The 21066-nt window shown below is 72.0% G+C and carries 18 protein-coding genes; 4 read left to right on the forward strand and 14 right to left on the reverse strand.

Going from position 1 to position 21066, the window contains the following annotated elements:
• Positions 1 to 6: 6 nt before the first annotated feature.
• Positions 7 to 1182: an FAD-dependent oxidoreductase gene (locus tag ACSDR0_RS01730; protein WP_435286903.1), complete on the forward strand. Its 1176-nt coding sequence runs from the start codon at positions 7 to 9 to the stop codon at positions 1180 to 1182.
• A 99-nt stretch (positions 1183 to 1281) separates the two neighbouring features.
• Here ACSDR0_RS01730 and ACSDR0_RS01735 read toward each other — a convergent pair whose 3' ends face one another.
• The 3 genes from ACSDR0_RS01735 to ACSDR0_RS01745 form a co-directional block, all read right to left on the reverse strand.
• Positions 1282 to 2139: a DMT family transporter gene (locus ACSDR0_RS01735; protein WP_435286904.1), complete on the reverse strand. Its 858-nt coding sequence runs from the start codon at positions 2137 to 2139 to the stop codon at positions 1282 to 1284.
• A gap of 174 nt (positions 2140 to 2313) precedes the next feature.
• Positions 2314 to 3858, reverse strand: a complete 1545-nt coding sequence (locus ACSDR0_RS01740) for a pentapeptide repeat-containing protein (protein WP_435286905.1) — start codon at positions 3856 to 3858, stop codon at positions 2314 to 2316.
• A 326-nt stretch (positions 3859 to 4184) separates the two neighbouring features.
• Positions 4185 to 4550: a VOC family protein gene (locus tag ACSDR0_RS01745; protein WP_435286906.1), complete on the reverse strand. Its 366-nt coding sequence runs from the start codon at positions 4548 to 4550 to the stop codon at positions 4185 to 4187.
• A 346-nt stretch (positions 4551 to 4896) separates the two neighbouring features.
• On the opposite strand from ACSDR0_RS01745, the gene ACSDR0_RS01750 reads away from it, so the two are divergent.
• A complete protein-coding gene (locus ACSDR0_RS01750) occupies positions 4897 to 6012 on the forward strand; it encodes a DMT family transporter (RefSeq protein WP_435286907.1) in 1116 nt (371 codons plus the stop codon).
• A 161-nt stretch (positions 6013 to 6173) separates the two neighbouring features.
• On the opposite strand, the gene ACSDR0_RS01755 is transcribed toward ACSDR0_RS01750, so the two are convergent.
• Both ACSDR0_RS01755 and ACSDR0_RS01760 read right to left on the reverse strand, forming a co-directional pair.
• Positions 6174 to 6965 (reverse strand): class II aldolase/adducin family protein, encoded by a 792-nt coding sequence (locus tag ACSDR0_RS01755; RefSeq protein WP_435286908.1) that lies wholly within the window; start codon positions 6963 to 6965, stop codon positions 6174 to 6176.
• On the reverse strand, positions 6962 to 8113 hold the full coding sequence (locus tag ACSDR0_RS01760; RefSeq protein ID WP_435286909.1) for a lactate 2-monooxygenase: 1152 nt from the start codon (positions 8111 to 8113) through the stop codon (positions 6962 to 6964). Before ACSDR0_RS01760 ends, ACSDR0_RS01755 begins: the two co-directional genes overlap by 4 nt.
• Positions 8114 to 8312: 199 nt before the next feature.
• On the opposite strand from ACSDR0_RS01760, the gene secA2 reads away from it, so the two are divergent.
• Complete coding sequence (secA2, locus tag ACSDR0_RS01765; protein WP_435286910.1) at positions 8313 to 10523, forward strand: accessory Sec system translocase SecA2; 2211 nt, start codon at positions 8313 to 8315, stop codon at positions 10521 to 10523.
• Positions 10524 to 10536: 13 nt separating this feature from the next.
• Here the strand turns inward: secA2 and ACSDR0_RS01770 are convergent, their stop codons facing one another.
• Together ACSDR0_RS01770 and ACSDR0_RS01775 are read right to left on the reverse strand one after the other, a co-directional pair.
• Positions 10537 to 10812: a type II toxin-antitoxin system RelE family toxin gene (locus ACSDR0_RS01770; protein WP_435286911.1), complete on the reverse strand. Its 276-nt coding sequence runs from the start codon at positions 10810 to 10812 to the stop codon at positions 10537 to 10539.
• On the reverse strand, positions 10809 to 11087 hold the full coding sequence (locus tag ACSDR0_RS01775; RefSeq protein WP_435286912.1) for a type II toxin-antitoxin system Phd/YefM family antitoxin: 279 nt from the start codon (positions 11085 to 11087) through the stop codon (positions 10809 to 10811). The genes ACSDR0_RS01770 and ACSDR0_RS01775 overlap by 4 nt, the downstream gene beginning before the upstream one ends.
• 147 nt (positions 11088 to 11234) lie before the next feature.
• On the opposite strand from ACSDR0_RS01775, the gene ACSDR0_RS01780 reads away from it, so the two are divergent.
• Positions 11235 to 12038, forward strand: a complete 804-nt coding sequence (locus tag ACSDR0_RS01780; RefSeq protein WP_435286913.1) for a helix-turn-helix domain-containing protein — start codon at positions 11235 to 11237, stop codon at positions 12036 to 12038.
• Between the two features lie 124 nt (positions 12039 to 12162).
• On the opposite strand, the gene ACSDR0_RS01785 is transcribed toward ACSDR0_RS01780, so the two are convergent.
• The 7 genes from ACSDR0_RS01785 to ACSDR0_RS01815 all read right to left on the reverse strand — a co-directional run bounded on the left by ACSDR0_RS01785 (position 12163) and on the right by ACSDR0_RS01815 (position 21019).
• On the reverse strand, positions 12163 to 13674 hold the full coding sequence (locus ACSDR0_RS01785; RefSeq protein WP_435286914.1) for a PepSY-associated TM helix domain-containing protein: 1512 nt from the start codon (positions 13672 to 13674) through the stop codon (positions 12163 to 12165).
• Between the two features lie 323 nt (positions 13675 to 13997).
• Positions 13998 to 14540, reverse strand: a complete 543-nt coding sequence (locus ACSDR0_RS01790; RefSeq protein ID WP_435286915.1) for a hypothetical protein — start codon at positions 14538 to 14540, stop codon at positions 13998 to 14000.
• 166 nt (positions 14541 to 14706) lie between these two features.
• Positions 14707 to 15774, reverse strand: a complete 1068-nt coding sequence (locus ACSDR0_RS01795; RefSeq protein ID WP_435286916.1) for a CU044_5270 family protein — start codon at positions 15772 to 15774, stop codon at positions 14707 to 14709.
• Positions 15767 to 16507 carry an RNA polymerase sigma factor gene (locus ACSDR0_RS01800; RefSeq protein ID WP_435286917.1) on the reverse strand — a complete coding sequence of 247 codons (741 nt, stop codon included), beginning with the start codon at positions 16505 to 16507 and terminating at the stop codon, positions 15767 to 15769. The genes ACSDR0_RS01795 and ACSDR0_RS01800 overlap by 8 nt, the downstream gene beginning before the upstream one ends.
• A gap of 184 nt (positions 16508 to 16691) precedes the next feature.
• Positions 16692 to 18512 carry a GH39 family glycosyl hydrolase gene (locus tag ACSDR0_RS01805; protein ID WP_435286918.1) on the reverse strand — a complete coding sequence of 607 codons (1821 nt, stop codon included), beginning with the start codon at positions 18510 to 18512 and terminating at the stop codon, positions 16692 to 16694.
• A 51-nt stretch (positions 18513 to 18563) separates the two neighbouring features.
• Entirely contained in the window at positions 18564 to 20189 is a 1626-nt protein-coding gene (locus ACSDR0_RS01810; RefSeq protein WP_435286919.1) for a glucoamylase family protein, read from the reverse strand.
• A gap of 20 nt (positions 20190 to 20209) precedes the next feature.
• Positions 20210 to 21019: a carbohydrate ABC transporter permease gene (locus ACSDR0_RS01815; RefSeq protein ID WP_435286920.1), complete on the reverse strand. Its 810-nt coding sequence runs from the start codon at positions 21017 to 21019 to the stop codon at positions 20210 to 20212.
• Positions 21020 to 21066 lie beyond the last annotated feature (47 nt).

Raw genomic sequence — 21066 nt, forward strand, 5'->3', positions numbered from 1 at the left:
AAGGTCATGACACGTGCGGTGGTCATCGGAGCGGGCATCGGCGGGCTCGCGGCGGCGGTGGCGCTACAGCGGCGAGGCTGGGACGTGACGGTCTTCGAGCGGGCGGCGTCCCTGGAGCCGGTCGGCTCCGGGCTGGCCGTCGCCGCCAACGCGATCAAAGCACTCGACACGCTCGGGGCCGGTGACGAGATCCGCGAGCTGTCGGCGGTCCAGGGCACGAGCGGCATCCGGCGCTCCGACGGCAGATGGCTGGTGAGGACCAGCGTCGAGGCCGCCTCGGCGCGCGGCGGCGGCGACTCCGTGGTGCTGGTGCGCCGCGCGGACCTGGTCGACATGCTCTCCTCCCGCCTCGCACCCGGTACGGTCCGGCTGAACGCCAAGGTCTCGGAGGTCGACGCGGAGAACGGCCTGGTGACCCTCGCCGACGGGCGGACGAAGGCGGACCTGGTGGTGGCGGCCGACGGCATCCACTCCTCCGTCAGGTCGGCGCTGTTCCCCGGCCACCCCGGCCCCCGCTACGCGGGCGTCACCAGCTGGCAGATGCTCATCCCCGCCGAGGGCGTCCCGGGCCAGGCGTACGAGAGCTGGGGGCGCGGCAGGGTCTTCGGCGTCATGCCGCTGGCCGGGGGCACGTCCTACTGCTACGCCACCGACACCGTCCCGGCGGGCGCCGGTGGCGGGGACCAGCTGGCCGAGCTGCGCCGGCTGTTCGGGGACTGGCACTCCCCGATCCCGGAGCTGCTCGCCGCGGCCTCACCGGAGAAGGTCCTGAGGAACGACATCCGCTACCTCGCCACCCCGCTGCCCGCCATGCACCGGGGCAGGGTCGCCATGCTGGGCGACGCCGCGCACGCCATGACCCCCAACATGGGCCAGGGCGCCTGCCAGGCGATCGAGGACGCGGTGGTGCTGGCCCACGTGGTCGGCGACGGCCGCGGGTTCACCGGCGGCACCGGAGCGGACGGCGGAGGCGACGGGCTGGCCGGCTACACCGCCGCACGGCTGGAGCGTACGTCCAAAATCGTGGCCCGGTCCGCCATGATCTGCCGCGTCACCCGGATGCGCGACCCGCTGGCCGTGCGGCTGCGCGACGCGATGACGGCACTCGGCTGGCGGCTCGCCCCCTCGCGCGTGAACGGCTCGATGGACGAGGTGTTCGGCTGGACACCGCCCTCCGCGTGACGGCCTCCCACGGGGAGTCTGCGGCGGGGTATCAGGGCCCGGCGACCCCGGGGCGTGGAGAAGGAAAGCGGCCCGGCGGGACCCGTGCGGGCACGCCCGCTAGGAGACGCCCGCCTTCTCCCGCGCCGGGGCGTTGATCCCCTGGTCGGGGGAGAGACGTCCCAGGGTGATCGTCCCCCAGACGAGCAGCGCGGCGGCGAGGAGGGCGGGGATCACGTTCAGCCAGCCGCTGGGCACCGCCTCGTCGAGCAGGAGCGCGCCCGCGAGGATCGAGGTGATCGGGTCGACGATCTGGACGGCGGCGTAGGAGATGCCGAAGTAACCCACCTCGTAGGTCTTCTGCAGCAGCACGACCGCGCAGATGAGCAGCACGGGGATGGCGAACGTGAACCAGTTGAGCAGCGCGCCCAGGTCGCCGTCGAAGTTGCCGCCCACCACCCGGACGAAGGTGGAGACGCTGGCCGTCACCGCACCCGCGGCGACCGACAGCACCAGCGCGTGGGCCGAGCCGGTCATCTTCCGCGCCAGCAGGTGGCTCACCAGCACGACCAGCCCGACGCAGCCGAGGAAGCCCAGGGCCTCCTGGTTCGTCATGTGGGGTCTCACGGGGTGCGCGGGGACCAACAGCAGCAGGCCGAGCAGCCCGACGGCCACCGCGGCCGAACCGATGATCTCCGCCTTGTGCGGGCGCCTGCCGTGCAGCATCGCCGCCAGCGGTACCGCGAACACCAGCGTCGCCACACTGATCGGCTGCACCGCGATCAGCGGCGCGAAGCTGAGGGCGACGGCGTGCAGGGACGCCCCGGTGAACCCGATGACGCCGCCGAGCCACCAGCGGGGCCGCTTCATCAGCTTCAGCGAGGCGCCCTCGGAGACCGCCTCGAACTGCTGGAGCGCGGCTCCCAGGGCGTAGCCCAGCGCGCCGACCAGGGCGATGGATATCCCGACCCAGGTCATCGCCACCCCACATAGCGGACGGGGCATCCGGAAAGAAGCGATTCACGGGTCATCCCGCAAGCTTAGGGCGCACGACGAACGGGTAGGGACCTTCCCCGGCCGTACGACATGCGCCGAGGCACCGCCCAGCCGGTGCCGGCGAGGGTGCCACGCCCCACCGGGCGGAAAACACTCTCACGAACCGGCACTCCGGGCATGCCCGGCGTCCTGGTCATCGGCCTGGGCCTGATCGGCACCCGAACCGCCGTCGCCGGTCCGGGTGCCGTCGGGTTCGTCGGCCGGGGAGTCCTTCGGGACGAGACGCGCGGCGCCGTCATCGCGGCCGGGAGGCGCGGTGCCGGAGCCGTCGTCACGGACGAGACGCACGACGCCGGAGCCGTCGTCACGACCGGCCTCCCGCCAGCCGGTGGACCAGGACCGCCGGACACCGGGAGCCTCCCCCACCGTCGCCTCCCAGAAGGCGGGCGCGGTGGCGAACACGGCCCCGGTGAAGGACGCCCCTCCCCCGAAGGTGACCTGGCGGAAGACGGCCTCGTTCTCGAACGCCGCGTCGCCGAAGAGCGCGTCCCCCGCGAAGGTGGCCCCGCGGAAAAGGGCCCGGTCTTTGAAGACGGCCCGGTTGAAGAGCCCCGCCCGCTCGAACGTGGCCTCCCTGAAATCCGCCCGGAGCGCGAACACGGTCTCCCGGAACATGACGTCACCCCTGAACACGGCCCCCTCGAAGCCCGCCTTGTAGTTGGCCTCCCCCCAGGCGGCCCTGCCGGTGAAGACGGCTCCCCCGAACACCGCCACGTCCTCGAAGGTGGCCCTGTCGAAGCGGGCGAACCCCTCGAACCTGGCCCCGCCGAACCGGGCCCGCCGCATCCGGCAGTCGACGAACCCCAGCTTCACGAGCCGCGCGCCCGTGAGGTCGAGGTCGATGTCCGGCCAGAACGTGACGGGCCGTACCGGCTCGGATCTGCTCCAGCGCAGGTGGTTCCTGAGGATTCCCTGGGCCGTGGCGCGCACCTGGAGTTCCTGCGGGTCGATCGACTCCTCCTGGCCCGCGGACTCCCCCTCCCCCGGCTCGGCCGGGACGGGAGGCATGCGGAGATAGGCGCAGATCACGTCGACGATCGTCTGGCGGTGCTCGGGATTGTCCTGCGCGACGCGTTCCAGGGCGTGCAGGCCGGCCAGGCGCACGGCGGCCTTGTCGTGCCCGAGCTGGTCGGTCGCCTTGGTGTAGAGCTCGGTCACGCGCCGCTCTCCGGCGTCGTACTCCTGGTAGGCCTGCGTGCGCTCCCCGAGCCACTGGCGGCGCACGCCCAGAAGGAGTGCCACCAGTCCCACGGCCCCGGCGCCCACGGTCAGGCCGGTCTTCACCGCGTCCAGGCGCATCTCGACGCGCTTGGACGCGTCCGGCGCCGTGTCCGCGAGGAACAGCAGGACGGCCGTGGCGCTCCACATGGACACGACGATGAGCACGACGCCGGTGAGGACCCACCACCAGGACAGAACGCGCAGTGCCTCGCGGTCGTCCCGCCGGGGACGCGCCAGGGTCAGCCCGGCGCCCACCCCCGCGAGCACCGCGGCCACCAGAGCGAGCAGGCCGGGCAGGGGCACGTAGGCCGCCAGGTCCGGCGCCCCGGCGCGGCTCGCCACCAGCGCGGCCGCCGCCACCGCCCCCGCCGCGACGAGTGAGATCACGCCGATCGTCCGGCGCCCGGGGTGCCGCCTCATCAGTCCTCCTCGGGGGTGGGGACCTCCGCCTTCGGGCACGCCTCGGGCGAGGGAGAACGGGCCCTCCCCTCCCTCCGGGAGGAGGAGAACCCGGAAGGCAACTCCAGCGCATCCCTCCCGGATCGTCCAATCGTCCGGAGCGACGCCCCGCCCCCGAGCCACGGGACCTCGGACGGTCACCCGGTCCCGGGGTCCGGCCGGCCGGTGATCACCCCCGGAAGGTCTCCGGGTCCAGGAGGTTCGCGCGGTCGGCGATCAACCGGCGATCGACCTCGGAGCGGGTCACGAACGGTCACCCGGCCCGAAGGTGTCCGTACGGCCGGCGGTCACTGGCCGCTGGGCGGGCAGACGCAGAACAGGTGCCCCTCGGGGTCGGCGAGCACGACCCACTTCCCCTCGCCGGGCTGGAAGTCGGGCCGGGTGGCTCCGAGCTCCAGGTAGTCCCGGACGGCCCCCTCCAGGTCGGGGACGCGGACGTCCAGGTGGAACTGCTTGTCGGGCCCCGGCCACGTGGACGGCTTGCGGTCGAGGTTCTGCTGGAAGTAGATGCTCATCGTGCCGTCGCCGATACCGGCGTAGGTGTCCTCCGCGTATTGGACCTCGTAGCCGAGGACGGCCGCGTAGAACTCGGCCAGCCGCCTGGGCTCGGCACAGTCGATGTTCACGGCGAGAAGTTGCGCTTTCGTGGTCATAGAACGATCGTCTCGCCCATACCTGTCAGCTGCTGTCAGGCTTGCCGAAACACTTCCCGGAGCGGGTGCCGGTACGGATGTCGGAGCGGGTGTCGGCACGGCTCCCGTGCCGGGCACCGGGGCATGGGCCGGGGTAAAGCGGGCACCGGGGCACGGGCCGGGATAAGTGGTGGCCGCCGCTATGGGCGTCTGGCTAGGGTGATTCCGTGTTCCTGATCGTTTCCCCGCCGACCGCCCACTAGCGGGCGGCCCTCTCTCCTGACGACCGGACCCGAGCGGTCCGGTGGGTGCTTGCCGTCCGCATACGTGCGACCTGACGACGACCACCTCATCTGGAGAGATCTCCATGACGCATGTCTCCGTGCGGCGGGGCCTGCTGTACGTGTCCATCGCGGCGACCGCCTGGGGTACCGGCGGCGCGGCCGCCGCGCTGCTCCACCAGACGGGCGGGCTCGGCCCCGTCGCCGTCTCCTTCTGGCGGTTCGCCGCCGGAGCGGCCGTGCTCCTGCTGGCCAGGCTCCTGTTCGGCCTCGGAAAGCCCCGGCCCGCCGAACCGATCACCACCGACCGGCAGGCCCGTCCCGCCGAACGCGGCCCGGCCCTCGAAAAGACCCGTCCTACCGAATACGGCCCGGCCCCCGAAAAGCTTCGGCACACCGAACGCGGCCCGGCTCACGAAAAGCTTCGGCACACCGAATGCGGCCCCACCCTCGAAAAGCCCCGGCCCGCCGCGCAGCTCGCCGCCCTCCGGCGGGCCCGTCTCGTCCGGCGGGGCCCGGTGTTCGGGCGGGTCCTGGTCACCGGCGTGGCGATGGCCGTCTACCAGACGGCCTACTTCGCGGCGATCGCGGAATCGGGCCTGGCCATGGCGACCGTGGTCACGATGGGCGCCACCCCCGTGCTCGTGGCCGCCGGCGGGCGGCTGCTGGGCGAGCGCCTGAGCTCGGCCGGGCTGGGCGCGGTCGCGATCGCCCTGACCGGCCTGGCCATGCTGACGCTCGACGACGGGTCGGCGACCTTCTCGGTGACCGGCATCGGGTGGGCGCTGCTGTCGGCGGCCGGGTACGCGGGCGTGACCCTGCTCAACCGGGCCTCGGGCGATGAGCCGTACGCCACCGCGATGGGCGGCTTCGTCGTCGGCGGTCTCTGCCTGCTCCCCGTCGCGCCGGCCGAGGGCCTGCTGCCCTCCGGTGATCCGCTCGTCTCCTGGGCGGTCGTCGCCTATCTGGGCACGGTCCCGACGGCCCTGGCCTACGGGCTCTTCTTCACCGGTCTCGCCGCGATACGGGCCACGACGGCCGCCGTGATCTCCCTCGTGGAGCCGGTCGGCGCGGCGATCCTGGGAATCCTGCTGTTCGGCGAACGGCTCACCCCGGCGGCGGTGTGCGGGAGCGTCCTGCTGCTCGGCGCGGTCGCCCTGCTCGCCCTGAAGGAGAGGGGACAGGCGACCGCCCCGGTGTAGCCGCGCGAGGGGCCCCCGGGACGGAACGCGAGCCGCACGCCCCCGCGAAGGGCGTGCGGCTCGCGGTGCCGTGACCGTGGCCGTGCCCCGGAGCCGCCGGCCGGGCGGAAACCGTACGGCTCGCGGGTCATCGGCCGGACGTCCGTGCGCCCCGCGGGACGTCAGTCGAACATGTCCGGTTCGGTGGCGGTGATCTGGTCGTGCAGGGGCTGGAAGTTGATCCAGCCGACCGTGTCGTTGCCGATCTGGCCGTGGGTGAGCTTGGCGTTCTCGTGGGTGATCCGGACGGTGGGCCCCGCGGCCTTGGCCAGGAGCTGGGCCTGGCACGAACGCTCCATCGTGATGAACCACCACGCGGCGGCGTCCACGCTGTCGCCCACCGTCAGAAGCCCGTGGTTGCGCAGGATGACGGCCTTGTGGGAGCCCAGGGCCTGGGCGATGCGGCGGCCCTCCTCGGTCTCCACGACGACGCCGGTGTAGTCGTCGAACAGGGCGTGGTCCTCGTAGAAGGCGCAGGCGTCCTGGGTGAGCGGTTCCAGGAGCGTGCCGAGCGACGACAGCGCCTTGCCGTGCACCGAGTGGCTGTGGGCGGCGGCGACCACGTCCGGTCTGGCCTGGTGAACCATCGAGTGGATCGCGAACGCGGCCTGGTTGACGTGGTAGCGGCCGTCGACCACCTGGCCCTCGTGGTTGACGAGGATCAGGTCGCTGACCTTGATGTGCTTGAACGACATGCCGAACGGGTTCACCCAGAAGTGGTCGGTGTGCTCGGGGTCGCGGACGGTGATGTGGCCTGCCACCCCCTCCTCGAAGCCGAACCTGCCGAACAGCCGCAGTGCCGCGACCAGGCGTTCCCGGCGGTGGCGGCGCTCCTCCTCCACGGTCTCGAACTTCCGCGGCAGCCGGAAGACGAGCTGGTCGGCGGGAACGGGCCGCAGGTCGGACAGGCTCATGGCGCCTCCAGGGCGGAAGGGTCGAGGTCGGCGGGACCGCTGTAGCCCGCCAGGCCGAGGGTGAGGTCGAGCTCGGCGAGCAGGCCGCGCACCACGTGGCGCACGCCATCCTCGCCTCCCGCCGCCAGGCCCCAGACGTACGGCCTGCCGAGGAGCACGGCCCGCGCGCCGAGGGCGAGGGCCTTGAAGATGTCGGAACCGGTGCGGATGCCCGAGTCGAACAGCACGGTCAGCCGGTCGCCCACGGCCGCCGCGATCGCGGGGAGCGCGTCGAGCGAGGCCGTGGCGCCGTCGATCTGGCGGCCCCCGTGGTTGGAGACGACCACACCGTCCATGCCCGCGTCCGCGGCGCGCAGGGCGTCGTCCACGTGCTGGATCCCCTTGAGGACGATCGGCCCGTCCCAGTTGTCGCGGAGCAGGGACAGCTGGTCCCACGTGTGGGAGCGGCCGTTGAACATCGGCGCCCACTGCATGATCGCCGCGTTGAGGTCCTCCTCGACCGGGCGGGCCAGCTTGGAGCGGAACACCGGGTCCGACAGCGGGATCGCCAGGCCGGTCCCGCGCAGGAACGGCAGGTAGGCGTGGTCGAGGTCGTGCGGGCGCCAGGCCAGGGTCCAGGTGTCGAGGGTGACGACCAGGGTGTCGTAGCCGTTCTTGGCGGCCCGGTCGAGCAGGCTGAGCGTGACGTCGTCGTCGTGCGGCCAGTAGAGCTGGTACCACCGGGGGCCGTCGGCCTCGGCGACCTCCTCCAGCGTGTGGGACGCGGCGGTGCTGAGGATCATGGGAATGCCGAGCGAGGCGGCGGCCCTGGCGGTGGCCAGCTCGCCGTCCGGGTGCACGATCGACTGCACCCCGATCGGGGCGAGTGCCAGCGGCGCGGGATAGGCCCTGCCGAACAGCTCGACGCCGAGATCCCGCACCGAGACGTCGCGGAGCATCCTGGGCACGATCCTTCGGCGGTCGAACGCCTCGCGGTTGGCGCGCTCGGTCGCGCCGGTCCCCGCGGAACCGGCCACGTACCAGTACGGCTCCGGGTCGAGCCGCTCGCGCGCCACCCGCTCCAGCTCGGCGACGGACGTCGAGTACGGGGGCGGGCTCCCGGCCAGGCCGTTGAGGTAGATCTCGTACTGGTAATCGGAGAAGGCCATGTCCCAACCTTTGTTCCGATCATTGTGGATGTCCACGACTTGTTGGCTAAAATCGCGTCCGACTTATCGCGCTATGGCATGGCAAGTCACCGGTGCCCCAAAAACCTGATGGACGCACCCCGATCCTGAACGGCCGATCTTTGCACCACAATGTGCGGAGAGACGGAACGCGAGCCCGGGAACGGGCGTTGGAGGGAACGTGGCCTCGATTACCCAGCTCTTCAGGCGGTTCCTCGAACGCCCCGGCACCATCGACCTCTCGAAGTTCGAGCGGGTCGTCGCGGAGGCCGGGGCCCGCGAGGAGCGGATCCGCGCGCTCGACGAGCTGCCCGCGCCGTCGGCCGACGACCTCCCGGAGTTCTGCGCGATCATGCGGGAGGCCGCGCGCCGCACGCTCGACCTGCGGCCGTACGACGTACAGCTGGTCGGCATGCTGGCGATGCTGTCGGGAAACGTCGCGGAGATGGCCACCGGCGAGGGCAAGACCCTGTCCGGAGCGATGGCCGCCGCCGGATACGCCCTGCAGGGCAAGCGTGTCCACGTCATCTCGGTCAACGACTACCTGGCCCAGCGTGACGCCGAGTGGATGGGCCCCCTCTACGAGGCGCTCGGCGTCTCCAGCGGCTGGATCGGGCAGAATTCCACGCCCGACGAGCGCCGGGCGGCCTACGCGGCGGACGTGACGTACGGCTCGGTCAGCGAGATCGGCTTCGACGTGCTGCGCGACCGGCTGAGCACCCGCGTGGACGACCTGATCGTGCCCGCACCGGCCGTGGCGCTGGTCGACGAGGCCGACTCCGTGCTGGTCGACGAGGCCCGGGTGCCCCTGGTGCTGGCCGGTGCCGCCGACCCCGGCGACTCGGTGCCGGAGATGGCGGCGCTGGTCAGGCAGCTGGTCAAGGGCTACCACTACGAGCTCGACGACCAGGCGCGCAACGTCCACCTGACGGGCAAGGGCATCGACACCGTCGAGCAGGCGCTCGGTCTCGACCTCTACGACACCCCGGCCACCCTGACGGACGTCAACCTCGCGCTGCACGCGCACGCCCTGCTGACCAAGGACGTCGACTACATCGTCCGCGACGGCAAGGTGCACCTGATCAACCCGTCGCGGGGCCGGGTGGCGCTGCTGCAGCGCTGGCCCGACGGGCTGCAGGCGGCGGTGGAGGCCAAGGAGGCGCTCTCACCGTCGGAGACCGGCGAGATCCTCGACTCGATCACCGTCCAGGCGCTGATCACCCGCTATCCGGAGAAGTGCGGCATGACCGGCACCGCGGTGGCGGTCGGCGACCAGCTGCGGGAGTTCTACGACCTCAAGGTGGCCGTGGTCCAGCCCAACCGTCCGTGCGTGCGGATCGACGAGCCCGACCGCCTTTTCGAGTACCGCATGGAGAAGGATCTCGCGCTGGTCGAGGAGATCGTCGAGGTGCACGCCACCGGCCGGCCGATCCTGATCGGCACCCTGGACGTGGCCGAGTCCGAGCGCCTGGCGCTGACCCTGAGCGGGCGCGGGCTGGAGTGCGTGGTCCTCAACGCCAAGAACGACGCCGAGGAGGCGGCCATCATCTCCCGGGCCGGGGAGCGCGGCGCGCTCACGGTCTCCACCCAGATGGCCGGGCGCGGCACCGACATCCGCCTCGGCGAGGGCGTCGACGAGCTCGGCGGCCTGTACGTCATCGGCTCCGGCCGGCACACCAGCAGCCGCCTGGACGACCAGCTCCGCGGGCGCGCGGGCCGCCAGGGCGACCCGGGAGGCTCGATCTTCCTCGTCAGCGGCGAGGACGAGCTGATCACCCACTACGTCGCCGACGAGTACGCCAAGGGCGTGCCGGAGCACTCCCTCGTGGGTCACGCCCAGCGGGTGGCCGAGGGCGTCAACATGGAGATCCACCGCAACACCTGGCGCTACACCCGCCTGCTGGAGCGCCAGCGTGGCCAACTGCTGGAGCGCCGCGACCGGGTCCTGCGCGACAACGTGGCCGGTGACGCCCTGGCCGCCGCGGCCCCCGAGCGGTGGGCGGAGCTTCAGGAGAGCGTCGGCGAGGACGTGCTCCACGAGGCGGCCCGCCAGATCGTCCTGTTCCACCTCGACCGCGGCTGGGCCGACCACCTGGCGTACCTGGCGGAGCTGCGGGAGGGCATCCACCTGCGGGTCCTCGGCCGCCTCAACCCGATCGACGAGTTCCACAAGGACGCCGTCCCGGCCTACCAGCGCCTGCTGGCCGAGATCGAGGCACGCTCGGTCGAGACCTTCGAGAGCGCCTCCGTCACCGACGAGGGCCTCGACCTCGAAGGCGCGGGCCTCAAGCGCCCCACCGCCACCTGGACCTACCTCGTCCAGGACAACCCCTTCGGCACCGAGTGGGACCGCATCCTCAACCGCCTCGCCACCAAGGTCCGCCGCCGCTGACCGGGATCACCTCTCACCGCGATCGGTAGGCGTCCGACCGATGCTGGATGGTGATCACTTGGACCACGATCGTGTCGTCGTCGATCAGATAGAGCACCCGGTAGTCGCCCCGGCGCGCCGACCACTGCGGGGCGAGGGGCTCGTCGAGAGGCTTGCCCACCCGGTGAGGGTTGTCCAGAAGCGGGCCGGTGATGAACTCCCAGACCGCCGGCACGATCTTCGCCGGTAGTCGCTCGGCGAGATCCTGCCTGGCGCGGCGGGTGAGGCTGAGTTCATACCGCCTGCTCACAGGCGACCGGTCCGGCGGAGCTCGGCCTCCACCTCCTCCAGGGAGGAGACGCGCCCCGACTCCAGGTCGGCGAGCCCTTCGCGAATGGCCGCCACCGTTTCCGTCGAAGCGAGAATCTCGATCATCTCGCGCATCGTCTCGTAGTCGTCGGCGGCCAGCAGAACAGCGGCGGGCAGGCCGTTACGAGTGATCTCAAATCGCTCATGGGTGCTGACGGCGGACTCGACGATGCCGGAGAGCCGGTTTCGCGCGTCCGCGAGAGGAAGGACAGTCATGTACATAATTCTAGCCAACATGGATCGCGGTGGCCAGCGATTCAGATTCTCGGCGAAACGTGAGACACCGGCTCGCGTACGACATCATGACGTGCGTTACGTGCGTGGTAATGGTTTCGCCGAGGAGCCCCGATTATCGTGGCGTACGTGACCACCACCAGCGCGTCCCGGCCGGTAGGCGAGCTTCTGCGCCAGTGGCGGGAACGACGGCGGATGAGCCAGATGGACCTCGCGATCCAGGCCGACATCTCCACCCGGCACCTGAGCTTCGTGGAGACGGGCCGGTCCAAACCGAGCAGGGACATGATCCTGCACCTCGCCGAGGAGCTGGAGCTTCCGCTGCGCGAGCGCAACCACCTGCTGCTGTCCGGCGGGTTCGCGCCCCTCTACGCGGAGACGCCGCTCAACTCACCGCACATGGCGTCGGTACGGGAGGCGCTGGGGCAGGTGCTCAGCGGGCACGAACCGTACCCGGCGATCGTCGTCGACCAGCGCTGGAACCTCATCGACCGCAACGCCGCGACCGGGGTGCTGCTGCGCGGGGTCGCGCCGGAGCTGCTCGTCCCCCCGGTCAACGTGCTGCGGCTGAGCCTGCACCCCAAGGGCATGGCCCAGCGGATCATCAACCTGGGCGAGTGGCGGGCCCACCTGCTGCACCGGCTCCGCCGCCAGATGAGCCTCACAGCCGACCCCGACCTGGCGGCGCTCTGGCAGGAGCTCGACGACTACCCCTGCGACCAGCCGGAGCCGGAGATAGACCGGCCGGGCCCGGGTGACATCGTGATCCCCCTCCGGCTCCGCCGCGGCTACCGGGAGCTGGCCTTCTTCAGCACCATGGCCACCTTCGGCACCCCGCTGGACATCACCGTCGCCGAGCTGGCCATCGAGGCGTACTTCCCGGCGAACCCCGAGACCGCCGCCTACCTGCAGCACCAGCACCACCCCGACTGAGCGGGGGGCGGGGATGCGGCGTGCGCCCCACGCCGCACCCCCGCCGTCTCGGCCGGACCGGCCGATGTCACTCGTCATCGGCCGGTCCTGATCCTGGAAGGTCTTCAGTCGCCGTCGGCGGGTCTCAGCCGGAGACCCCGGCCTCGGACTCGCTGGTCTTGCCGGACCTGGCGGACTCACCGGGCTCGTCCGACCCGCCGGGCTCGCCGGTCTCCGGCTTCCTCGCGCGCGACGCCGCGACCCTGGCGAGGACGACGTCGACCACGAGGAAGGCGAGCAGCGAGACGCCCAGCAGCGGGAGGAACACGCCCACCGCGATCGCCACTGCCGCCAGGGGCAGGACCACGGCCAGGGGCAGCCGCCGCAGGCCGCCGCGCTCGTAGGGGACGCCGAACCCGCGGGTCGGGCGGCGCAGCCACCACATGCGGTAGCCCCACACGATGACCGAGATCAGCGCCACGGCCAGCACGGCCAGCAGGATCTGGTTGACCAGGCCGAACAGCACGCCCATGTGCCCGTCGATGCCCCACCGGGTCAGCTTGGCGCCGATGGGGAAGTCGTCGAAGCGCAGCTCGGCGACCGCCTGGCCGGTGGCGGCGTCGACCGCCACCTGGTCGTTGCGCTGCGGCCAGAGGCGGTCCGTCTCCTTGACGACGTACGGGTCGCCGGCCTCGGCCGGCCAGACGATCTCCATGGGTCCTGACAGGCCCTTGCCCGCCGCCGCCCGGACGACCTGGTCGGGGTCGGCGGCCGGGGCCGCGCCCGCGTCCCCTCCGGCGTGGCCACCGTGGTCACCGTGACCGCCGGAGACGGGCATCGACGGGGTGCCCCAGCCGATCGCCCTCTGGATCACGTCGACGTTGGCTCCCGCGTACTTCGACCAGGTCAGGCCGGTGGCCGACAGGGCGAGCAGGCCGACCAGCGCCCACAGGCCGACCGAGCCGTGCCAGGAGAGGGTCTTGCGCAGGCCGCGGGCACCGCGCTCGGGGGCGACGACGCCGCGCAGCCGCTGACCGGCACGGCGGCGGCGGGTCAGCCACAGCACCAGGCCGCCGAGCCCGACCAGCCACAACCAGCTGGCGGCCATCTCGCTGTAGATGCGTCCCGGCTCGCCCAGGTGCAGGTGCCGGTGAAGCTGGGAGATCCAGGTCCGTACGGGCAGGGCGCCCGAGCCGCCGTAACTCTCCAGCGTCCCGCGGACCTGGGCGGTGTACGGGTCGACGAAGACCGCCATGCGGACGCTCTCCGCGAGGGCGGGATCGTTGAACAGTACCCGGGTCGTCGCGCCAGGCTCGTCGTAGGCCCATACGGCTCCGACCGTTCCCCCGGGATGCGCGGCGGTGGCGGCGGCGACCTGCCGCGCCAGGGGCAGCTTCTGCTGCCCGGCCGGTACGGGGACGGTCAGCTCGTGGGAGTGGACCACCTTCTCCAGCTGGAAGGAGGCGGCGTACAGCAGGCCGGTCGTCGCGGCCACCAGCAGGAAGGGCGCGACGAGGATCCCGGCGTAGAAGTGCAGGCGAAGCAGGAGCGAGCGCAGCGTCGCCCAGGTGGAGGGCACCGGGGACACGGAGGACACGGGGGCCGGGGAGGAACCGGACGGCCCGGTCTCGGGCTGGATCTCGACGTCAGACGTCATGGGGGGAGTTCTCCGTTCACAGGGAACGCGCGCACCGTCAGGTACGCGCCACCGCGGTGTGAGGTTCAGTTCGGCGTCGCGGAAGGGCAGGCGGGATTCCGGCTCCCACCGGCCGGAGGCGTGGTGGGAGCCGGGCTCGCGGCCCGTTGACGTTTGGCGTTGGCAGGTGCTGCCGGTACTACCGGGAGCCGGTGAGAGCCGACATCGGGCTCACCAGCCGGGGGAGGACGCGACGGCGCGACGACCCGCGGCCTGGGAGGGTACGGCGCTCGGATGCGCGGGCCCGCGAGGGCACGGCGGCGTCCGGGCGCGACGGCCCGATGTCAGACGGCGTGCGAGAGCGCGGGCGGCCCGCGGCGCGAGACGGCGGCGGCGAGCAGCCGGGTCGTCGGTGGCACCCGGTCGTCGGGCGCGGCGGGGGGCGCGACGCGGCAGGCGACGGGCGCGCGCCACCGCAGCAGAGTGAGGACCGTGGCGAAGAGCAGGAACAGGAGCGCGGCCAGGCCGCACTCCCCCCGCTCCAGCCAGTGGGCCGACAGCAACGCCGTCACGGCGTGCACCAGCAGCATGAACAGGCCGGTGGACAGGTCACCGGCGCCGTGCTCGTGCCCGGTCGACGGTGGTACCGCGCCGGAGGTGAACCAGAGGTGCATGCCGTACTGCGCGGCGAAACCCGCGCCCAGCAGCATGCCGAAACCACGCTGCCGCCGGGCGAGCACGAACGCGCCCGCCGCGGTCGGCAGCACCGCCCAGACCAGCGCACCCGGTCCCACCGGGCTGCCTCCGGCCAGCACATGCATGGCCAGCGACACCGTCACGCACACGACCGCGAACACCGCGGCGCGAACAAAACGGAAGGCATGCATGGGGCAATGGTGACAGAGAATGGTGGATTCGCCAGCCCTTGAACTGTTGATAAGAGTGTGGATTAATACCACTCGACCCGTGCGTCGCAATTGCACGGTCCGTGCTAGTCGTGTGCTTCCCGTGCGCTGCCGGACGCGGGACCGTTCGCCTCGGGCGCGCCGTCGGTCACTCGGACGCGGGACCGGTCACCTCTGGCGCGCTGTCGGCCACCTCGACCTTCAGTTGCGCCGTCGAGGTCAGCAGGGTGCCCTCGGGCGCTCCCGCCGTGGCCGCGTCCGTCACGACGACGCGCTCGCCCAGGTACAGGTAGGTGACGGGGTCGAAGATGTACTCGTGCCGCACCCCGCCGAGCCTGTTGGCCATGGCCACCGCGACCCCGCCGCGCCCGGCGGCGTCCTCGGCCCCGTCGACGGTCTCGACGCCGGGGATCGTACCGGCCGCCCGGAACAGCGCGGCTCGCTGGGCGGACGGCAGGTACGCCTGCGTGATCATCGAGCCGACATTCCCCCACGCCTTGTAGTCGGCCAGGGGGTCCTGGGCCAGACCCCGGTAGAGGTGCTCGCGCATCTTCGCGGGATCGGCGGGCAACCGGCTCAGGTAGGCGTAGTCGGTGCGCCGGTGCTCGGCACGGATGTCGTAGCCGGTGAGCTTCGACGGTGCCCCGACGCCTCCCGCCCGCCGTTCCGCCTCGGCGGGCAGCGGCTCCCCGGGGAACGGCCTCGGCTCCAGATGCTCGCTCGACATGACCCCTCCGTCCAGGGGGGAACCCTCGACCGGCAGCCACACCTTGAACAGGCTGCGGTCAAGGTAGCGGACCTCCTTCCCGCCCTCCTTCAGCTTGACCGGGAACATGACCTGCAGCTCGTACGCGAGGAACTGGCCGGGCCTCGGACGCAACTCGTCCCGCTCGCTCGCGGTGTCGGCGGCCCGCTGGAGGACCGCCGACATCGCCACGGGCGTCACCCTGACGGCCGGCCCCGGCCGGGAGATCGGGTCGGTGCCGGTGAACCCGAGTCCCACGACCAGCGCGGCCCCGGCCCCCACCGCCAGGCTCGTCCCGAGGCTCAGCCGGAGGTTCCTCCGCGGGTTCACCGGGCGGCGGGCCCTACGGCCGGGCGCCGCGCCGAGGGCGGCGATCTCCGACAGCAACCGCCGCTCCTCCGCGCGCAGTTCCGCCCGGTCGGGCCTGGGCACCTCCGAGCGCAGCAGGTCCAGCTGGGTCATCTCATTCATGGAAGGGCTCCTCGCTGATGGACGTGGGGTCGACCCCGCCGAGTTCCTTGCGCACCTTGCTCCTGGCCCGGTTGACGCGCGAGCGGACCGTGCCCACCGGGACGCCCGTCGCCTGGGCGGCCTCCGGGTAGGTGAGGCCGCCCCACGTCACCAGCAGCAGCACGTCCCGGTGGCCCGCCGGCAGCCTCGCCAGGGCGGCCGCCAGTCTCCGCCGCGCGGCATCGGCGCTCAGCCGCTCGTCGCTGCGCTCGGTGAACGGGACGGTCACCGGGTCGACGCCGGTCCGTTCGAGAACGCGCAGCTGCCGCACCTCGACGCGCTTGTGCCGCCTGATCAGGTTGGTCGCGATGCCGTACAACCACGGACGCGCGCTGGGCTGCGCCGGGTCGTAGCCATCCCTCCCGCGGAACGCCGCGAGGAAGGTTTCCGCCACGACGTCCTCGGCCGCGTCGGTTCCCAGTCGCCGGGTGACGTAGCGCTTGATGTCCGGCGCGTGCCGGTGGAAGACCGCGGCGAACGCCTCCGGCTCCCGGCGTGACAGCACGATGAGGGAGGCGTCGTCGGCCTCCGTCTCGTCGACGAGGGAACCGGCGGGAGAGCGGTCGCGCGCCCCACCGGCGGGAAGGGCGTCGTGACGCCCCGCCCCGCCGGTGGGGAGGGCGTCACGGTCCCCCGTCTCGTCGACGGGGAGGGTGCCGCCCGCCCTCGTCCGGGTCCGGCTCGTTTCGCTCATATCCGGCCTCTCGGCTCTCGGTCAGGACATCCGTTGTTGCCCTCCCGCGTGCCCGCGGTTCCCGAAAGCGACGCGACGATCCCGCCGGAAGCGCGATCGGCCGAGCCCCGCCCCGGCCCGCGCCCCCCGGCACGTGAAAAGGCGGAGCACACGACCCCTCACCGGCGGCTCGTGGACGCGCCCGTCAGGCCGGGGTGAACTCCAGGTAGGAGACGGCGGGCATGGGCAGGGTGAACTCCAGCCGCAGGGTCCCGGCCTCCGCGCGGACGGTACGGGCCGGTTCCAGCTCGTCCAGCCCGTTCGCGGCGTGGAGCCGTTCCCACTGCTCGCCCTCGGGCCAGTCGGCGCCCCCGCCGATCTCCGCCCAGACCGCCCGTATGTTGGAGTGCCGCTCGTCGATCCGGTGGTGGCCGACCGTGTACTCCCCCGCCAGACCCTCGACGGTGAGGGTGACCTCGCGCGACAGGATCTCCTCGCCGTCGGCCCTGTCCTGGTCGAGGGTGCCGTTCCACACCAGCACCCCGACGGCGCCGGTGGCCGAGCGCGCCGCCCACGCCTCGACTCCCGCGACGTCGCCGGTGGCCGAGCAGGCGAGCTCGTCCGCGCCGAGCCTGTCGGCCAGGGTGAGCGCGAGATAACGGGGCTTGCGCAGGTTTCCGACCGTGAGCAGGCCGAACCCGCCGTGGAAGAGCGCCGGTGGGCGGCCCAGCTCCTCGAAGTGGTCCGAGGCCACCCAGTGGGCCAGCGCGTCCACCCGTCCGGCCGCCGACCTCATCCCGTGCAGCAGGAACGCCGCCCCGAACGGTCCGTCGCCGATGCCGTGGAAGTGGGTGGGGGTCGGCCCCCACTCCGTCCACCAGATCGGCGTGCCCGCGCGGCCGTGCCGTTCCAGGGTGGGCCGCCAGTCGAGCGGGGCGTTGCCGTAGGTGTGGGTGGAGACGAAGTCGAGCGCCGCGCCCGAGGCGTCCACGTGGTCGATCAGTTCCTGGACCCAGCCGTTGGCCGCCGACGACGGGCCGCCGACGCGGAGGTCCGGGTGGACGTCCTTGACCGCCGCCGCCGACACGTCGTACAGGCGGAAGAACTCCTGCGGCGTACCGCTCCAGAAGACCTCCAGGTTGGCCTCGTTCCACACCTCGAAGGCCCAGTTGTCGATCACCTCGCGCAGGCCGTACCGGTCGACGAGGTGCTGCGTGAGGTCGCGGACCAGGTCGCCCCACCGGTCGTAGTCCCTGGGCGGTGAGATGATCGCCCCGTAGCCGAAGACCGTCTTCGACGGGTCGGAGGCCAGGTCGCGCGGCATGAACGACAGCTCCACGATCGGCCGCATGCCGAACGCGGTGATCGTGTCGTAGACCTCGTCCACCCGGCTGAAGTCGTGCACGGGCTTGCCGCCCTCCTCCCGGTAGACGCCGAGGTCGTCGCAGAGGATCGCGTGGGCGCGCACGGTCTCGACGCCGAGTTCCTCCCGCATCGTCCGCAGCGCCTCGGTCAGCTCCGGACCGATCGGGCGCCCGCCCACGGTGTCGGCGGACAGCATGTACGACAGGTGCTCGGAGCCGATCATGTACTTCCACGGCCTGGGCAGCGGCCGCGTGGTCGCGGAGGCGTCGACCCGCAGAACCGTCGCGCCCGGCTCGGCGAGCGGAGCGGCGAACACCGGCCCCGTGAAGGGGCCGGTCCGCTCCATGGTGGTGACGGCGGCGACCCGGTACCAGGCCGGCTCCCCGCGCGTGTCGACGTAGCGCGGATCCGGCACGGCCGGTACGTCGACGTCACGCTGCTTGGTCGAGGTGTAGGGCCCCTCCTCGGCGGGCGCGCGGTGGACGGTGTAGCCGATGGCCCCGGCCACCGGTTCCCAGGTCAGCGTGACGTGCCCGCCTCCGCTGTCGGCGCGCAGGCCGCGGGGGGCGGCGACCTCGACCTGTCCGGCCGCGGTCACCTCCCCCGACGTCCGGTAGATGCGGGCCTGCCAGTCTCGGCGTGCGTCGTCGGCCGTGCTCATGGATACGTCTCCCCGATGGTCGGTTGCTGGGTGTGCGCGTTGGGGTGCGGCCTACTTGGCGGGCACGACGGCCCATTCCTCCTGGCGCAGGACGGGGGCGAGTTTGGCCGTGACGTCGCGGGTCGCGAAGTGGCGGCGCATGCCGTCGTCCGTGAGCGCGTTGCCGAGCGCGATCATGATCATTCCCTGGTCGAGGGCGAGATACTGCTTGGCGACCTTGCCGCTGCGCACGGCGACCGCGTCGTAGAAACCGCCGGGCCCGTAGGCGTCGAAGTTCGCCCTGATCCTGGCGAGGTTGCCGAGGGCCGCGTCCGGCGCGTGGCGCAGCGCGAGGAACGACGCGTGCGGGGTGACCACGCCGTCCCCGTAGGACTGCGGCTCGGGCTGCCCCTCGCGACATCCCTCGAACCCGTAGTCGACGGAGGTGCGCTCCTGGTCGGAGGTGTAGCCGGGGGTGTCCATCCCGATCGCGTCCACGCCGTACTCGCGGTAGCCCCCGGCGGGGTCGTTGGACGGGGAGAAGCCCCAGTATCCGTACTTCGCGTCGTTCATGCCGTGCTCGATCTGGGCGGCCACGTAGACCGGCTGGTTGCGGCCCCAGCTCTTGGCGCCCCAGACGTCCTCCGGCACGAGCTGGGTCACCATCAGCTCCTCGAACATGCTGCCGCCCCAGGTGGGCACCAGGCGCATGCCGCGGTAGCCGTAGGTGCCCTCGAAGACGTTGACGCCCATGTACGTGCGCCAGGTGCCGACCGGCTTCTGCTCGGCCCACGACCAGTCGCAGGTGTCGGGGAAGGTCCGCCACATGCCGTAGTAGTGCTCGGGCGGGAGCTGGCCGAGGGCGATGCCGACGTAGCTGGCGATCCTGGCCTCGGTGAGCGCGCCGTAGTGGTGGCAGGTGGAGTGGACCGTCGTCCCCGAGCCGTTGTAGTCGCTCTCGACCGAGCAGCCCGTGGGCTTCTCCGGCCAGAACCCGCCGCGCAGCAGGCCGGTGCCCGCGTCGGGCCGCGCCTGCCGGTCGTAGTAGGACTCGAAGTCCATGCCTTTCAGCAGCGCCCCGGCCTGCCGGGACACCTCGGGCACGGCGCCGCGGACCATCATGAGGGCCGCCGCGAGCCAGCCGTTGTCGACGCTGGACAGGAACGGCTGGACGGTGGAACCGTTCTCCGGCCAGATGCGCACGACCTGCAGCGTGCGCGGGTCGTACCAGTTGTAGAACTGGCCGGTCGGGGCGTGGCGCTCCAGCTTCGCCGTCGAGCCGAGCGTTCTGACCACGCGGCGCAGGGCCTCACCTCGGGAGATGAGGTGGGTGTCGCGGGCGGCCACCGTGCTCCACAGGTAGGTGGCGATGTTGGTCGGCGAGGTCACCTTGGCGCGGGTCGCGGGATCGAGCGAGCCCTCGATCTTGTCGGAGGGCAGCCCGGTCGCCGGGTCGACCATCGCGTCCATGGACTTCCAGGTGTCCGCGGCGTAGCGGCGCAGCAGTTCCCGCCGCCCCGCTGCCGAAGCCGTCGAAGCCGTCAAGGGGACAGCGGGGGAGACGAGGGGAGACGCGGAGAGGGAGGGGGCTGGGGAGGGGGCGGCCGAGGCGGGAGAGGGGGCGGCCGAGGCGGGAGAGGGGGCGGCCGTGATCAGGGCGAGACAGGCCGCCAGGGCGGCCACGTGACGACGACGCACGGGGGGCTCCTTACGTGGGTTCACTTGAGTCCGGTGGAGGCGATGCCCTGGGTGAAGAAGCGCTGCAGGAAGACGAAGAGGACCAGGACCGGCAGCACGACGACCACCGCCCCGGCGATGAGCAGGCCGTACTGGGTCCCCTGGTAGCCGTTGAAGATCGCCAGGGCGACGGGCAGCGTGTACTTGTCCTCGCTCTGGGCCACCACCGCGGGCCAGAGAAAGTTGTTCCACGAGCCGAGGAACGTGATCAGGCCGAGCGTGGCCAGGGCGGGCCTGCACAGCGGCATGACGATCCGAAAGAAGATCCGGAACTCCTTGGCGCCGTCGACCCGCGCGGCGTGGATCAGCTCGTCGGGGATGTCCGCGATGAACTGGCGCATCAGGAAGATGCCCAGCGGGGTGACCAGGCCGGGCAGGATGATCCCGAGGAAGGTGTTGACCAGGCCGAGCTTCGCGATGAGCACGAACTGCGGGATCATCACCACGATGGCCGGCAGCGCCATCTGCGTCAGGACCAGCGCGAAGAGCACGTTCTTGCCGCGGAAGGCCATCTTGGCGAAGGCGTATCCGACCATCGAGCAGAACAGCAGGTTGCCCGCGACGGTGGCGAGGGCCACCACCGCGCTGTTGACGAACACCTGCGTGATGTTCATCTTCTCCAGCAGCTCGCCGTAGTTGCCGAGCGTCCACTGCGTCGGCAGGAAATCCGGCGGAGACCGCCTGATCTCGGTCTCCGGCTTGAACGAGGTGAGCAGCGTCCAGACGAACGGGAGCACGACGAGCACGAGTCCCGCGCTGAGCAGCGCGTACGTGGAGAGGCGGCGTTTCACGAGGGCCCTTTGGCCCGGCATCGGCCCCACACGGGCCGCCCGGCCCG

The sequence above is a fragment of the Streptosporangium sp. G11 genome (assembly GCF_051192615.1).
GTDB lineage: Bacteria > Actinomycetota > Actinomycetes > Streptosporangiales > Streptosporangiaceae > Streptosporangium.